Below are 15,472 nucleotides of genomic sequence, written 5' to 3'. Positions count from 1 at the left end.
GCTGTGATTCTATGAATTATGGCTAACCGATTTCAATAAGTTGCTTGAATGCTGCGTCAGCCAAGGAGTTGTTATGTACCATGCTCATGTTTATTTTGACCCCGAACAAACGGTGATTGCCGAACGTTTCCGCCAACAAATCGCGCACGAGAGAAGAGATGTTTTGGCGATGTTTGGGCTTGTGCCACGTTTGGTTGGGCCACACTTAAAGCCGATGTTTGAGCTGCATTTTCGCAATAACCAACACGGCCTAGTGGAGTGGCTTGATGCACATCGTGGTTCACTCAGCGTGTTGATTCACCCGGTTTCAGGGGATGATGCTTATGATCATCAAGACGACCAAATCCTCTGGCTTGGCGAACCGCTGGGCTTAAATCGCACCATTTTCCGCTAAATTCAGTGATAGAGCTTGGGTGAGTTGAGTGGGCGCATTTGAACTCTCCCAAGTGCCTATTACTAAATGAGTCAAGAAATCATCCATTGGCATTGGACTGGCGTAGAAATAGCCCTGCATATAGTCCACTCCTCGTGCAGCAAAGTAAGTGACTTGCTCTGCGGTTTCGATGCCCTCGGCCACCGTTTGCATGTTTAAGCGCTGTGCCAAGTTCAATAAGGTATCCACGATATGGCTGGCAACCGCATTTGAACCTATCATGCGCACGAAACTCTGATCTATTTTGAGCACATCAAATTGAAAGGTCTGCAAATAGTTCAGGCTCGAATGGCCGGTTCCAAAATCGTCGATAGCCAGTCGCACGCCAATCTGATTCAGCTTGGCAAAGAGTTTGCGAGCTTCTTCGGTATCTTCAATCAATTCTCGCTCCGTCAACTCTAGTGAGAGAAGGGACGGGTTGTTGAAAGCACTTAAAAAGTGCTGGCAATCTTTAACAAGATCCGAATTCACACAGTGCTTGGCGGAAATATTGAAACTGATATGAAAATCAGACGGTATTTTCGATTGGTATGGAGCCAGTTGGTCACGCACCTTCGCCATCACTTGTGATGTCATCGGGACAATCAGCCCAGACTCTTCTGCTAGGGGAATAAAAAGATCGGGACGGATTAACCCTGCGGAAGGATGCTGCCAGCGCATCAATACTTCAGCACTCGCCATGCGGCCATGAATGTCCATGATGGGTTGGATATACGGCTCAAATTCTTGAGCACGTATCGCACGGCGAATTTCTGGGTCAAGAGCATTGATCTGCCCTTGTCGCCAAAAAGCATAACTACCTACCCCGAAGGACATTACGAGTAACAGCAATAAGCTGGTGTGTTTCGCATCAATAAAATAATCCCAATAGTCCTCCATTGTGAGGGAAGTACTTAATGAATAAGGGTATTTCAGCGAATTTTGCTCAATGGTGGTTGGCTTTGAACAATGTGTGACGATCCCTCTTTCATTAAACCAGCGTTCACCAATGTGTAGGCTAGTGTTTCCATAACTTTTAATGAGCGACAGAATGTTACGCAGGTAGTAACTGCTTACCCCTGAAAAGACCGTGCCTTCATCATAATCTCGAAGAAAGATTAACGCCGAATGGTTGGGAGACAATTTGTTCCCTTGCAGCAACAGCAACTCTTCATCAGCACTAAAAAACTCATTAATCGGACGTATTCCTTTCCCACCTAATGAATCACAGTAAATTTTATTATTTTCACTGAGATGAATACTGCGTACATCTGGGGTAATGGCGACTAAATCGGCCAAATAGGGCTGGGCGTTGTCACATGACATGCGTAAGTAAGGAGCCGCTCGCTCGTTAGCAATTTCGGCGTGTTGCACGAGAGAATCCAGCAGAGCATTGCCTGCTTTTAAATTGTCACGAATATCATTTTGTAAGTCATGGCTGGTTTGCCAAGTTATCAGGGGTAAGCCAATGACTAAGGGAAATAGAAAAGCCCCAAAGGCATGAGTACTACGGCGGATGAAGGTTTCATGGAAAAAATCCTGCATATTAGGACTCGCTTATTTGTTAGGTTTGCGCTATTCCTTGGCAGTAAATTTCTGGTTCATTGTTACTTATGTCTGGTTTTTGTTCAATTTATGGAGTTTTATTTTGACATAAAATTAACCGACTCATTTTCGGTAAAAATTGCTCAAGTTGAGATAACGATGAATGAAAAAGAGATAACCACATAAAAACCAATAAGGTTTTTATCGCTACGGCGAACTTTGAATCGCTTCATGCTTAGGCGGGTCGAAATCCATTTTAATAGAGCGACTTAATAGCCACAGTGGTGATGCGATGTTAGTAAAAAAGGTCTCTAAAGATTTGGCTTCCGCTGAAGCGCGGAAAAATTGGTTGGCTTATTGGCAACACTTTAGCCGCCAAAGTCAGGCATTTTGTGCCGAGATTAACTGCTTAACGCCGTCTTCTCAGGCGGTGCTGGTAAAACGTGATAAAGATGAAGAAGGGGTGTTTGTAATCCCTCTGTGCCAGTGTCACAGCAATAACCTAGAAGGGATGTTGGAAATAGGGGATAAAACCGAAGTGATCCCCTTTCATTACACATTATAAGTGGTTAATGGTGTGCGGGTAGGTTAGCGCTTTTGGTAAAGGCGCTCAGGTCGACCTACCCGGCCATGTTGAATGCAGGCCTCCAAAAAACCGCTGGAGACACAATACTCAAGGTAACGTCTGGCCGTAGTTTTACTGATCCCGATCGCTTGCCCCAACAATTCTGCGGTATAAGCCGCTTTTGGCTCATGATGATAAATTTCCTGGATTTTGATCAACGTGAGCTCATCAATGCCCTTCGGCAAGCCATCCAACTGCTCGGTTTTAGCCTGAAAATTAAACAGTTCATCGACGTGTCGCTGATTCACGCTGTCATTAGCACGCAGTGAGCTGATGTACTTTAGGTAACGCTCGAGTGAGTTTTGTACCCGATCGTAGGCAATCGGCTTTAACAAGTAATCAAACACACCACAGCGCACCGCTTCACGCACCGTCTCCATATCCGACGCTGCGGTGATAAAAATAACATCCGGCGCTTGAGGTTGGTGAGTCAACTCCTTCAAAAACTCGATACCGCGACCATCAGGCAGATAGTTATCCAAAAAAATCAGCTTTGGCTTCAGTATTCGCACCATGTTACGTGCTTCGCTAATGCTTTGTGCAACGCCTACTGGCCTAAAGCGTGCGGTCTGTTTGAGATAAAAGCTGTGCACATCAGCAATGCTCGTTTCATCCTCTACGATCAGTACGTCGATTAATTCCATCATAATCAGCTCTTATTACGCCCTTCCGACTTGAAGTGGGGCACTCTCTGCCGCATCAAGTGAGTTGGGTCGATTGGGAATAAAAATAGAAAAAATAGTCCCTTTAGGCTCGGCACTGTCGATAAGAATCGCTCCATGAGCCTGAGTGACAAATTGATGGACAAGGTAAAGTCCGATACCGTGTCCCGGTTTGTTTTTGCTACTCACTCCCTTGAGGAACAAAGTCTGGGCAATGTCGGCTGAGATGCCATTGCCGTTATCCGCCACTTCGATCACCAACTCCTCACCGTTATCGGTGAGCAGCAGCGAAATGGTTTTGTTGCTGTCTGGATTTTTCAGTGTCGCTTCAAAGGCGTTATCAAGCAGATTTCCGAGCACCGCTGCCAGTTCATCGGAGGTCATGCACTCCGGCTCTTGATGCAAATGCGACATAGGGTCGAACTCTAAACAAAGCCCCAGTTCTTTGGCTCGGCTGTACTTACCAAGAAGCAAACCTGCGATTACCTTGGGGTGAAAAGTCTGAGCGATGAAATCGATCAGTTGTTGCTGCTCTGCGGTTTCACGGCGAATGGTTTTGACGGCTTCATCGTAAGCACCAATTTGAATTAAGCCGCCAATGGTTGAAAGGCGGTTGGCAAACTCGTGGCTCATCACACGCAGGTTATCGTTATGCTGGCGGATCTGGGTGAGCTGCGACGTTAGCGTATTGAAGTCGTTACGGCGACGAAAACTCACCACCCAACCAATTTGCTGTTGCCCAGAGTTGATCGGTACTCGGTTCGCTACCAAGGTCTCGCCATTACAGCTGATCAGTTCATCTTGTTGGCTGACATTATCGGTCTTTGCCAGTTGGCCAAATGGACTTGCGCCCATGAAAAAGCTCGTGGGAGTAATAAACTCTTGCACATTGCGGCCAATCAAATGATTTGGCTGGTGGGCAATGCCTAAAATATTCAGTGCTTTAGCGTTCACGGAAAGGATCTCTCCTTTCAGGCTAATCGCGACTATGCCTTCATAAACACTTTGTAAAATGGATTGTTGCAGGTTGAGATTCATCGCGATCTCTTCCGGCTCCATGTTGAACATTTGCTGCTTGATATGGCGGGTAAATAGCCATGCTCCTAAAGCTGAGAGCAGCATTAAAATCAACAGAGTTAGAATGACTGGATAAGAGTAAAACATCAGCCAACTACTGATGTTGTCGAGCAGATAACCCACTGATACGACACCGAGAATGTCACCAGAAGGAGAGATAATAGCGGCTTTACCACGAATAGCCCAACCTAAGCTGCCTTTTTGTGTTGAGGTGTAGTGTTTGCCTTCTTTTAAGGCGAGGATGTTATCGCCTCCTCGCATTGGTAGCCCGACTTTCTGCACATCTGGATGGGCGATACGAATGCCTTTAGAATCGCCGACCACGATAAAATCTGCATCTGAAATGCGTTGTAGCCGGTCGATCTTGGTCTGTACTTCGTTGAGGCTATTTTCTTGGATCAGCTTGATGATGTTGGGATCGGTCGCAATCTCGCGGGCTTGAATTAATGCCTTGGTGCTGATCTGATCTTCTAACGTTTCACTTAATGTTTGATGAAAAAAGCCGGCGACCAGAGAAAGCTGGATCACTACCATAGCGACCAGAAGTGCTCCGACCCTTTGCTGAAATGAAAGAGTCTGGCAGACCTTGGTATGTAAAAATTGCGCTAGTGATATTTTCATGCCGGCGAGTCTATCCTTGCTATTAACGGGGCTTATTGATTGGGGTCTAAGAAACCCCAACCATTTATGTTTAGCCCATCACATATTTGATCATTACCCCAGCGGCGACCGCAGAGCCGATCACTCCTGCGACGTTAGGCCCCATGGCATGCATCAACAAAAAGTTCTGTGCGTTGGCTTCTAACCCGACCTTGTTCGATACCCGTGCGGCCATGGGAACGGCGGAAACACCTGCTGAACCAATCAGAGGATTGAGCTTGGTGGTGGAGAAGCGGTTCATCAGCTTCGCCATTAACACCCCTGCCGCCGTACCAACACAGAAAGCGACAATGCCTAGCACCAAAATACCGATGGTTTGGGGTTGCAGGAATTTATCCGCCATCAGTTTGGAACCCACTGACAAGCCAAGGAAAATGGTCACTATGTTGATTAGTGCGTTTTGTGCAGTGTCGGATAAACGCTCCACCACGCCACATTCACGCATCAAGTTACCAAAGCAGAACATGCCTAGCAGCGGTGTTGCCGAAGGCAGCAGAAGTGCGATCAAAATCAGCAGTAGGAGCGGGAAGCCGATTTTTTCCAGCTTGTGCACCTGACGCAGTTGCTGCATCTGAATTTTGCGTTCTTCTTGCGTGGTCAACGCGCGCATGATCGGCGGTTGAATCATAGGGACTAACGCCATGTAGGAGTAAGCCGCAACGGCAATGGCACCCAACAATTCCGGCGCGAGCATGCTCGATACGTAAATGGCGGTTGGGCCATCAGCGCCACCTATGATGCCAATTGCTGCCGCTTGCGCCACGCTAAAATCCATCACCCCTAAACTGCTTAATGCCAATGCGCCCAGTACGGTGGTGAAAATACCAAACTGAGCCGCTGCACCGAGCAGTAGCGTTTTGGGGTTGGCGAGTAGAGGACCAAAATCGGTCATCGCGCCTACACCCATAAAGATGATTAACGGGCCTGCACCAGAGGCAATCGCAATGCTGTAAAACAGATAGAGCATGCCATCACTGTACTGGTATTGCTCGGCAAGCAAATGCAAGGTGGTCATCTGCAGCGGTGTTGCACGGCTCAATGCCTGTTTGATGTCCTCTGGCATGTAAGAGCTGAGTTGCAATACATCCGAAAAGGCTGCCATCACTTCAGGTTTGGCCGCATACAAGGCATTCTCTACCGCCGACATAGCAAGGCCAGCATCAGGCAGGTTGGATAAAATGCCACCAAAACCAATCGGCACCAGCAGCAAAGGCTCAAAGCGTTTGACGATGGCGAGATAGAGCAGCACTAACCCGACAAGGATCATGATGGCCTGCCCCCACTGTAAGTGGAACAAGCCAAAATCACGCACCATGGCTAAAATATTTTCCATTATTTCCGCCTCTGATTACGCCAGTACCAACAAGGCATCGCCGACTTGCACGGCATCGCCTTCATTGACTTCAATCGCACTGATCACCCCGGCACGTGGCGCGCGGATTTCGGTTTCCATCTTCATCGCTTCAAGGATCAGCAGTACATCGCCTTCAGCCACTTCATCGCCCGCGGCAGCATGAATTTTCCAGATGTTGCCAGAGAGAGGTGCAGCGAGGTTTTCACCTTCTGCTGTATTGGGTGTTGGTGCGTTATTGGCTGATGGTGCGGGAGCAACATGCGTCAGGTCGCCGCCTTCATCCACCTTCACCACATAGCTTTGATTGTTCACCGTAATGGTGTACACACCGTTACTTTCCTCTGGTTGTACTTTGCTTTTTTCTGCGGGTGCTTTAGGAGTGTTGGCCATACTTGCCGCTTGTGGCGCTGGCTCAAACGCTTCAGGGTTATCGCGGTTGGCTAAGAATTTCCAACCCACTTGATCGAACAGTGCTATGGTCAGTACATCATCAATAGCGTTTTCGGCGAGCGTGATGTGTTGTTCTTTCGCTTGCTGCAATACGCGATCTTGCAGGGTAGGCATTTCCGCTGCGAGCAAGTCAGCCGGTCTGCAAGTAATTGGGGTATCACTAGCTAATACGCGTGCTTGCAGTTCTGCGTTAACGGGCGCAGGTGTTTTACCATATTCTCCTTTCAGCACACCGCTGGTTTCTTTGGTGATGGTTTTGTAACGTTCACCCATGACGACGTTGATCACTGCTTGTGTACCGACGATTTGCGAAGTAGGGGTGACCAGTGGCAAAAAGCCCAGTTCTTCACGTACTCGTGGGATCTCTTCGAGCACTAAATCGAGTTTATCTAGCGCGTTTTGTTGCTTCAGTTGGCTTTCCATGTTGGTCAGCATGCCGCCGGGAACCTGAGCCACCAAAATACGAGCATCACTGCCTTTCATCATGCCTTCAAAGGTGTGGTATTTTTTGCGCACATCGCGGAAGTAAGCCGCGATATTTTCGAGCTTGGCAATATCTAATCCTGTGTCGTAACCCGTGCCTTGCAGAGTTGCAACCAAAGATTCGGTAGCCGGATGACCATAAGTCCCACTCATGCTGGAAATGGCGGTATCAACCCGATCTACCCCTGCTTCAATTGCTTTGAGTAAGGTCATATCCGCAAGGCCAGCCGTTGAATGGCAGTGCAGATGCAGTTCTACATCCACTTGCTTTTTCAGGGTCGAAACCAACTCTTCGGCGGCATAAGGAGTCAAAATACCTGCCATATCTTTGAGGGCAATTGAGTCCACACCCAGCTCAGCCAGTTGCTGCGCCACATCGACCCAAGTTTGTAAATTGTGTACTGGGCTGGTGGTGTAGCAGAGCGTGCCTTGTGCATGCGCGCCCATTTTTTTCACGGCTTGAATAGCTTGTTGCATGTTGCGTACATCGTTCATCGCATCAAACACACGAAACACATCCATGCCATTTTTCACGGCACGCTCAACAAAGGTGTCGACCACATCATCGGCATAGTGGCGGTAGCCGAGCAGGTTTTGTCCACGCAGCAGCATTTGCAGTGGCGTATTGGGCACCGCTTGCTTGAGCAAACGTAGGCGTTGCCATGGATCTTCGCCTAAAAAGCGGATACAGCTGTCAAAGGTCGCGCCTCCCCAGCATTCTAAAGACCAATAACCGATTTGATCTAATTGCTCCGCGATCGGCAACATGTCGTCGACACGTAAACGGGTAGCAAAAAGAGATTGGTGAGCATCGCGTAATACGACATCCGTTACACCAACGCGTTTGATCGCCTGAGTCATCTCTTATTTCTCCTTTATTAAATGGATGCTTTTTGTTGTGTTTTATGGTGATGGACCGCGGCGGTTAACACGGCCAGCAATTCACCTTGGTTTTGATTGGTTTTAGCCTTATTGGCAGGTGCTTTTTTACTGGTGGTTTTGGCCGGCATTTCGGGTGGTGCAAAACGCACAATCAGTTGCGACATCGCGCGGGTGGTAAACACTAAGAAAATCAGAAAGATGAACACGAAGCCCATCCCCAGAGTCATCAAATTAATCCCTTCGAGGAAAAGTGAAGTTGATTGCATGGTCACTTCCAGTGATAAAAACAGGGTTGAAAACGGAGAGAAAAAAGAGGCGCGCTAAGCGCGCCAAATAATCCCAAGGAGCAAGGGTTAAACAAACATTCCGAACACTACGCTGGCGATGACTAGTACAATGCCGCCACCCAGACGTGAAGAGATTTGTGCGTAAGAGAGCAAGCTCATACGGTTAGAGGCTGCGAGAACTTCCAAATCACCAGAGCCACCACGGTTAGCCATACACAGGCCCGCAGTGATAGAAGCTTCAACAGGGTAGAAGCCCATTGCCCAGCCACCGATAGCAGCACCAAGAATGGCACCAAGAACAATAACGCTAGCAATGATCACGTTAGCAAAAGTCAGCGCGTTGATGATTTCTGCTAGGTCGGTATAGGCGATACCCACACCCACCATCAGTAACCACAGCATCTGTTTCGAGAAGAAGTTAGACAGACGTTTAGCCCCTTCCTTGATTTCATCACTACACAAGCCAGCGGCGTTAAGGATGGCGATGATCACCACCATGTACGCAAAGGTGTGGATTTGAATGGTGCCAAAACCGGGCAAAATCTCTTTCGATAGCGCATAAGAGAAGGTGTACACGCAAGCGGCCAGCATTAAACCGATGGCAATTTCACGGTGAGTCACCGTCAGGTTTTTCGCTTCTTCGCTCACATCTAACTGGGTGCGGCGTACCAACTCACCATTACCGGTCAGTGAAGGCACTTTTTCACCAATGATATTGATCACCGCTGCAGCCACAATCGCAACAATGTTGGCGATGGTCAGAATGGCAATCGCAATGGAGTAGTACTGCTCTTTTGAGCCACCCGTCACCGATTCATAAATTTCGGAAAGTGGAATTGCGCCCGCGCCATTACCACCGCCCATGATAGGCAGTACATACAGCATCATGATGCGATCAGGAGAGATACCAAACACGAGGCCGATAGCGATACCAAATATCGCCGCACCTGCAACCGCGGCCAGGATAGTAGGAATGTAACCCGCCAGAGAACGGATCAGCAGTTTACGGTTGACCGCTAAGATCGAGCCTGTAATCAATACCGCGATGAACAGATCTAAGAATTTGCTCTTATCCATCACTTCGGTCACGGTTTTGATTTCACGTTCACTGAGCCAGCCCATGTGCACGAACCAAGCGGCGACCAAGAAAATCATGACTGGTGCACCACCGATGTACTTATTAAAAATGGGCAGACGTTTACCGACTTCGCCAAATATCGCGCCAACGACAAACATAAATGCAAAACCACCCACTAAACCGCTAGGTAAAGTGTCGGTAAAATGGGCGGCTAATACGGTTACCAGTAAAAATAAGAATAAAGGGAGTGGGGTGCCAAATACTTTTGTTTGGCTTAGATTAAATCCACCTACAGGTGCGGACTTTTTATCTAAATGTAGGGTTTTCTCGTTCATAATTCCATGTCCAATGAGGTTATTAAGACCTTTACTACATTAAATAAAACCTTCATCGATAATTGTGAAAATAGTCATCCAAACCAGTGGCTTTTAAAATCTCAATGGTTTTTATGATTTAAATTTAAAATAAACCAGTAAATCAATGAGATAAGAATTAAATTCATTAAAACCATAAAGAGCGTTAACGGCGGGGAATAAAGTGATTGTCCTCATTAAACCTTTTCGGCTGAATTTAGATAATAAAGCCATAAAAAAATAGGTGAGGAAGCCGACCATGGTGGATATTTATACCTTCTCTCGAGTTTCAACCAAGAATAGAACCAAGCTATTGCAGATCAAAGAGTTCCTCTGTCAGCACCAGCTCACGGTTGATGAGGATGTTGAGCATTTTGTGGTGGCGTATGGCACAAGCCAAATCATCGCCTGTGGCGGGATTGCGGGACATGTTTTGAAATCAATAGCGGTTTCTCCTGCGCTACAAGGCACAGGTTTTGCGCTCAAGCTGATGACCGAGTTAACCAATTTTGCTTATGAAATGGGGCGCTTTTCATTATTTCTTTTTACAAAGCCTGAGAATATTGATTTATTCCGACAGTGCGGTTTTTTCTTGGTCGATAAAGTTGAACCTCATATTGCATTATTAGAAAATAGTCCGAATCGTCTATCGGTTTATTGTCGACAATTACAATTGTTAAAAATCTCCGGCCAGAAAATTGGCAGTATTGTCATGAATGCCAATCCGTTTACATTAGGACATCAATATTTAATTGAACAAGCCTGTGAACAATGTGACTGGGTGCATTTATTTGTCGTAAAAGCGGAAAATAAAGATTTTTCTTATTCAGATCGTATGGCAATGATTAAGGCCGGTAGTAAGCACTTATTGAATTTAACCATTCACTCTGGTTCGGATTATATTATTTCACGCGCGACTTTCCCCAGCTATTTTATTAAAGATCAGCAAGTCGTGAATCAATCCCATACCGCGCTGGATTTAAGTATATTCCGCCATTCGATTGCGCCAGCACTCGGTATCACGCACCGCTTTGTAGGCAGTGAACCTATCTGTACGGTGACTCGTCACTACAACCAAGCGATGCGTCGCTGGCTGGAAGAAGAGGGCGAACAGAGTTCTCCGATCACCGTGGTGGAAATTGAACGTAGCCAGCAAGCCTCACAGCCGATTTCAGCCTCTCGTGTACGTCATTTGCTCAAGCATTTTGGTGTTTCCGCGATTGCGGATTTAGTGCCTAAAACGACCTATTCCTACCTTTGTCAGCACTATGTGGAACTTGCGCTACAGGCTCCCCCGCAACGGTTAGCCGTATGAGCACGGTGCTGACACTGTTTTATCCAATAACTCATTAACAAGGTTGTACCCATGAAAATTGCCCATCCCGCCTTTGCGGGAACACTGGAATCCAGTGATCTTCAGGTTCGGATTGAACCCAATAACTATGGCGGTATTGAACTGGTGTTAGACAGTACCGTGGAGCAGCAATTTGGTCATGCGATTCGTCAGGTCGTGCTGCACACCCTCGAAGCGATGGAAGTTCACGATGCCCTCATCACCATCGAAGACAAAGGCGCGCTGGATTGTGTGATCCGCGCGCGCGTTCAAGCGGCGGTGATGCGTGCTTGTGATGTTCAGCAAATTGAGTGGAGCCAACTATCATGACCAAACTTCGTCGCAGTATGTTATTTGTGCCGGGCGCGAATGCCGCCATGCTCAGTAATACCTTTATCTATCAACCTGATTCCATCATGTTCGATCTGGAAGATTCGGTCGCGCTACGTGAAAAAGACACCGCGCGGATGTTGGTGTTTCATGCGCTGCAACACCCTATGTATCAAGAGATTGAAACAGTGGTGCGGGTGAATCCTCTCGATTCTGAATTTGGTATCAAAGATCTCAATGCCGTGGTGCGCGGTGGAGCCAAAGTGGTGCGTTTGCCGAAAACCGATAACGCGAACGATGTGATTGAGATGGAAAAAGTCATTGAGCAGATCGAGCGTGAATGCGGGCGCGAAGTCGGAAGTACTCGCATGTTGGCCGCGATTGAAACCGCACAAGGGATCAACAATGCGGTTGAGATTGCCTTTAGCTCACGCCGTCTGATTGGGATTGCTCTTGGTGCGGAAGACTATGTGCGCGATCTGCGTACTCAACGTTCTGCGGAAGGCATTGAACTGCTGTTTGCGCGCTGCTCCATTCTGCAAGCGGCGCGTGCCGCCGGGATTATGGCGTTTGATACCGTGTATTCCGATGCCAACAACGAAGAAGGCTTTTTGCGTGAAGCGGAGCACATCAAGCAGCTCGGTTTTGATGGCAAGTCACTGATTAACCCTCGCCAGATTGACCTGCTGCATAACGTGTTTGCCCCAACGCAAAAAGAGGTCGATCACGCCATCGCGGTTATCGAAGCCGCCGAAGAAGCGGCAGCGAAAGGGCTGGGCGTAGTCTCTCTCAACGGCAAAATGGTCGATGGACCCATCATCGAACGCGCGCGTTGGACACTGCAACGTGCTGAATCCGGCATCAAACACTAAAGGTCATCTCATGAGTATCAATACATTAAATAACCCTCTGTCTGTGCTGGAAGTGGAACGCTATGCGTTGACGCCTTATACCCAAGCTCACGCGATCACGCCGCATTTGTACGATGAGCAAGCCAAAAAAAGTCGCAAAGTGAAAAGCTCGATCCGCGAAGCGATTGTCGATCTTGGCTTAAAAGATGGTATGACCATCTCTTTCCACCATGCATTTCGTGGCGGCGATAAAACCGTCAATCTAGTGATGGACGTGATTGCCGAATTGGGCATTAAAAACCTTACTCTGGCGTCGAGCTCGCTCACCTCTTGTCACTCGCCTTTGATTGAACACATCAAAAATGGCGTGGTGAGCAAGATTTACACCTCAGGTATCCGCGGAGCGCTGGCCGACAGCATTTCCCATGGCTTATTGGATGAGCCTGTACATATTCACTCCCACGGTGGTCGTGTACATCTAATCCAAAGTGGTGAGCTGTATATCGACATGGCGTTTATTGGCGTACCTTGCTGTGATGAATTTGGCAACGCTAATGGCTTTAAAGGCAAATCCAATTGTGGCTCACTCGGCTATGCCAAAGTCGATGCCGAACATGCTGAAAAAGTGGTGATGCTGACTGAAGCGATCGTCTGTTTCCCGAATTTCCCAGCCTCCATTACTCAAGACCGCGTCGATGCAGTCGTGCAAGTGGCCGAAGTGGGCGATCCAAGTAAAATCGGTGGTGATGCCACGCGAATGACCACCAATCCACGCGAACTGTTGATTGCCAAACGCGCCGCAGAAGTCATCGAACATTCAGGCTATTTCTATGATGGTTTTTCAATGCAGACGGGTTCGGGCGGCGCATCGCTCGCGGTTGCGCGCTTTTTGAAAGAGAAGATGCTGCGCCAAGACATCCGCGCCTCCTTTGCTCTCGGTGGTATCACTGCGACTATGGTGGAAATGCATGAACAGGGGCTGATTGATTACTTGCTCGATGTGCAGTGTTTCGATTCGGTGGCGGCGGGCTCTTTAGCGCGCAATCCGCATCATCTCGAAATTTCCGCCAATGAGTACGCCAACCCAAGCTCGAAAGGTGCGGCGGTGGATCGGCTGGATGTGGTGATCCTCAGCGCTCTGGAAATTGATACCCAGTTTAATGTCAATGTGATCACCGGCTCTGATGGCGTAATTCGCGGCGCATCCGGCGGCCACTGCGACACGGCTGCGGCGGCAAATTTGTCGATGATTGTTGCGCCTTTAGTGCGTGGCCGTATTCCGACAGTGGTCGAGAAAGTCACCAACGTCATCACTCCGGGGGCGACCATAGATGTGCTGGTGACGGATCAAGGTATCGCGGTAAACCCTAACCGCCCTGAATTGAAGGAGCGCTTTATCGCGGCGCAACTCCCAGTGGTTGATATTGAAGCGTTGCAACAGCGTGCGGAGTTGCTCACTGGCAAACCTCAAGCGCTGGAATTCGAAGACAAGACCGTTGCCTTTGTTCACTACCGTGACGGTTCGATCATTGATGTTATCAAGCAGGTAAAAAGCCTATGAGTCACCATCCGGATCTTTCAGTCAGTCTGGACCAGCTCCTTCTGCGTAAAGAAGTGCGGGTTCGGCAACAAGGTGAGTGGCTAAAACGCCATTCACTGCCTCTGGTTTCTTTCACGGTTAACATGCCGGGCTCGCTTAAGCTCAACGCTGCCAGCCAAACCGTGATGGATGCAGGTATTCGTGCCATTCAAGAGCAGTGTCAGAAAACGGGTTGGCCGCAAGTGGCTTGTCAGTTGTTGGTGGAAAAAACCGGACCGGAAGCGTTTCTGGTGATTCAGGCTCCGTCGGCCAGCATGCTGAAAAAAGCATGATGAAGATTGAACGCGAGCACCCGCTGGGACGACTGATGGATCTGGATGTGATTGATGTCGATGGACATATTATCTCGCGCCAAGGTGCGCAGTTGCCGAGAAGGCGCTGCCTGCTGTGTGAACGAGATGCCGTGATCTGTGCTCGCTCACGGCGGCACAGTGTCGAAGCCTTATTGGCTAAAATTGAGGAGATGACGCATGACTATACCTGCTGCGCTTGATCTCTTGCTTGAACTGCCCAGCCAAGCTTCTTCCTCTTCAGGTTCAAAGACCTTCAGCTTGCCCCGTTTAGTGGGGCATCTGGCTTACCATGCCATGATGTTAGAGGTTCATCTCACCCCTAAACCGGGTCTGGTGGATACCGTCAATAATGGCGCGCACCGTGATATGGATCTCAACACTTTTATTGTCAGTGCCGAGGCGATTGTGCCTTATCTGCACTCTTTTGTGAGTGCTGGTTGGGAGAGTGCGGGAAATCCGGCGGCTCAGTTACTGACATCGCTACGCCCGATTGGCATTGAAGCCGAGCAAGCGATGTTCAATGCCACGAAAGGGGTGAATACCACAAAGGGATGATTTTCATCTTGGGGCTTATTTGCGGCTCGGTGGGGTGGCTAAAAGCCAATCAGCTAAAAATTGATGCGCTGCATATTGGTGAAACCATTCGCCAAGCGTGCCAGTTTTTGGTTATCGATGAGCTAAAAGCGAAGCGTGATTGCGAACCTGAAACTGCGGGTGAACGCATATATCGCCAATACGGTTTTACGGGAGCACGAGGTGAGGCTGCATCTGGCCTTGCTATGGTGACGCAACATGCGCTGCCAGCGTATCAAACTTGTTTGGCGCAAGGAGCAAGTACCGAACAAGCCTTGTGGCATACCTTGTTGGTACTGATGGCCAACAACAACGACAGCAATCTTGTTTCACGCGGTGGATTAGAAGGGCTACGTTTTGTGCAAGGACAAGCCCAACAACTGTTGGCGAAAGGTGGCTTCTTATATCAAGAAATTGAGCAAGCACTCACGTCACTTGATCATGTTCTGATTGAAAAACACTTAAGCCCCGGCGGCAGCGCTGATTTATTGGCTGCAACTTGGCTGATCCATGAATTAGTGCAGCTATTTAAAGTGCGCCACTGATAATTTTCCTTCCTACCTGCAACCACAAGCACTCAGGATATCGATTTTTCATCTACCGCTCAGCTTAAAAGGCTGGGCG

General features: G+C 48.4%; 12 protein-coding genes and 3 pseudogenes. 8 read left to right on the top strand and 7 right to left on the bottom strand.

Going from position 1 to position 15,472, the window contains the following annotated elements:
- The first annotated feature begins 73 nt into the window (after window positions 1-73).
- Window positions 74-394, top strand: a complete 321-nt coding sequence (locus D908_RS01275) for a DOPA 4,5-dioxygenase family protein (RefSeq protein WP_005527507.1) — start codon at window positions 74-76, stop codon at window positions 392-394.
- Here D908_RS01275 and D908_RS01280 read toward each other — a convergent pair.
- Complete coding sequence (locus D908_RS01280; RefSeq protein WP_005527505.1) at window positions 371-1,957, bottom strand: EAL domain-containing protein; 1,587 nt, start codon at window positions 1,955-1,957, stop codon at window positions 371-373. The genes D908_RS01275 and D908_RS01280 overlap by 24 nt on opposite strands.
- 292 nt (window positions 1,958-2,249) lie before the next feature.
- Between D908_RS01280 and D908_RS01290 the strand changes: the two genes are divergently transcribed.
- Entirely contained in the window at window positions 2,250-2,522 is a 273-nt protein-coding gene (locus tag D908_RS01290) for a hypothetical protein (RefSeq protein ID WP_000960494.1), read from the top strand.
- 23 nt (window positions 2,523-2,545) lie between these two features.
- On the opposite strand, the gene D908_RS01295 is transcribed toward D908_RS01290, so the two are convergent.
- The 6 genes and pseudogenes from D908_RS01295 to citS all read right to left on the bottom strand — a co-directional run bounded on the left by D908_RS01295 (window position 2,546) and on the right by citS (window position 9,850).
- The gene (locus D908_RS01295; RefSeq protein WP_000970290.1) at window positions 2,546-3,229 is read right to left on the bottom strand and encodes a response regulator; all 684 of its coding nucleotides are present in this window, start codon (window positions 3,227-3,229) and stop codon (window positions 2,546-2,548) included.
- Window positions 3,230-3,241: 12 nt separating this feature from the next.
- Entirely contained in the window at window positions 3,242-4,942 is a 1,701-nt protein-coding gene (locus D908_RS01300; protein WP_082321092.1) for an ATP-binding protein, read from the bottom strand.
- Window positions 4,943-5,012: 70 nt separating this feature from the next.
- Window positions 5,013-6,314, bottom strand: coding sequence for a sodium ion-translocating decarboxylase subunit beta (locus D908_RS01305; protein ID WP_000427744.1), 1,302 nt, complete (start codon window positions 6,312-6,314; stop codon window positions 5,013-5,015).
- Between the two features lie 15 nt (window positions 6,315-6,329).
- Window positions 6,330-8,129, bottom strand: a complete 1,800-nt coding sequence (gene oadA / locus D908_RS01310) for a sodium-extruding oxaloacetate decarboxylase subunit alpha (RefSeq protein WP_005527498.1) — start codon at window positions 8,127-8,129, stop codon at window positions 6,330-6,332.
- Between the two features lie 17 nt (window positions 8,130-8,146).
- A pseudogene (locus D908_RS01315) lies at window positions 8,147-8,483 on the bottom strand (OadG family protein).
- 20 nt (window positions 8,484-8,503) lie between these two features.
- Complete coding sequence (gene citS / locus D908_RS01320; RefSeq protein ID WP_005527494.1) at window positions 8,504-9,850, bottom strand: citrate/sodium symporter CitS; 1,347 nt, start codon at window positions 9,848-9,850, stop codon at window positions 8,504-8,506.
- Window positions 9,851-10,127: 277 nt separating this feature from the next.
- Between citS and citC the strand changes: the two genes are divergently transcribed.
- From citC to citG, 6 genes and pseudogenes are all read left to right on the top strand, one after another.
- Window positions 10,128-11,183, top strand: coding sequence for a [citrate (pro-3S)-lyase] ligase (citC, locus tag D908_RS01325; RefSeq protein WP_005527491.1), 1,056 nt, complete (start codon window positions 10,128-10,130; stop codon window positions 11,181-11,183).
- Between the two features lie 51 nt (window positions 11,184-11,234).
- Window positions 11,235-11,531 carry a citrate lyase acyl carrier protein gene (citD, locus tag D908_RS01330; protein ID WP_000684020.1) on the top strand — a complete coding sequence of 99 codons (297 nt, stop codon included), beginning with the start codon at window positions 11,235-11,237 and terminating at the stop codon, window positions 11,529-11,531.
- Window positions 11,528-12,403 carry a citrate (pro-3S)-lyase subunit beta gene (gene citE / locus D908_RS01335; protein ID WP_000164132.1) on the top strand — a complete coding sequence of 292 codons (876 nt, stop codon included), beginning with the start codon at window positions 11,528-11,530 and terminating at the stop codon, window positions 12,401-12,403. The genes citD and citE overlap by 4 nt, the downstream gene beginning before the upstream one ends.
- Window positions 12,404-12,413: 10 nt before the next feature.
- Window positions 12,414-13,943 (top strand): citrate lyase subunit alpha, encoded by a 1,530-nt coding sequence (citF, locus tag D908_RS01340; protein WP_005527488.1) that lies wholly within the window; start codon window positions 12,414-12,416, stop codon window positions 13,941-13,943.
- Window positions 13,940-14,475, top strand: a pseudogene (citX, locus tag D908_RS0120045) (citrate lyase holo-[acyl-carrier protein] synthase). The gene citF and the pseudogene citX overlap by 4 nt, the downstream one beginning before the upstream one ends.
- A pseudogene (gene citG, locus D908_RS0120040) lies at window positions 14,453-15,393 on the top strand (triphosphoribosyl-dephospho-CoA synthase CitG). The pseudogenes citX and citG overlap by 23 nt, the downstream one beginning before the upstream one ends.
- Window positions 15,394-15,472 lie beyond the last annotated feature (79 nt).

This window comes from Vibrio mimicus CAIM 602 (assembly GCF_000338875.1).
GTDB lineage: Bacteria > Pseudomonadota > Gammaproteobacteria > Enterobacterales > Vibrionaceae > Vibrio > Vibrio mimicus.
Note: the sequence above shows the minus strand (reverse complement) of the source record. Positions and strands in the feature narration are given on the sequence as shown.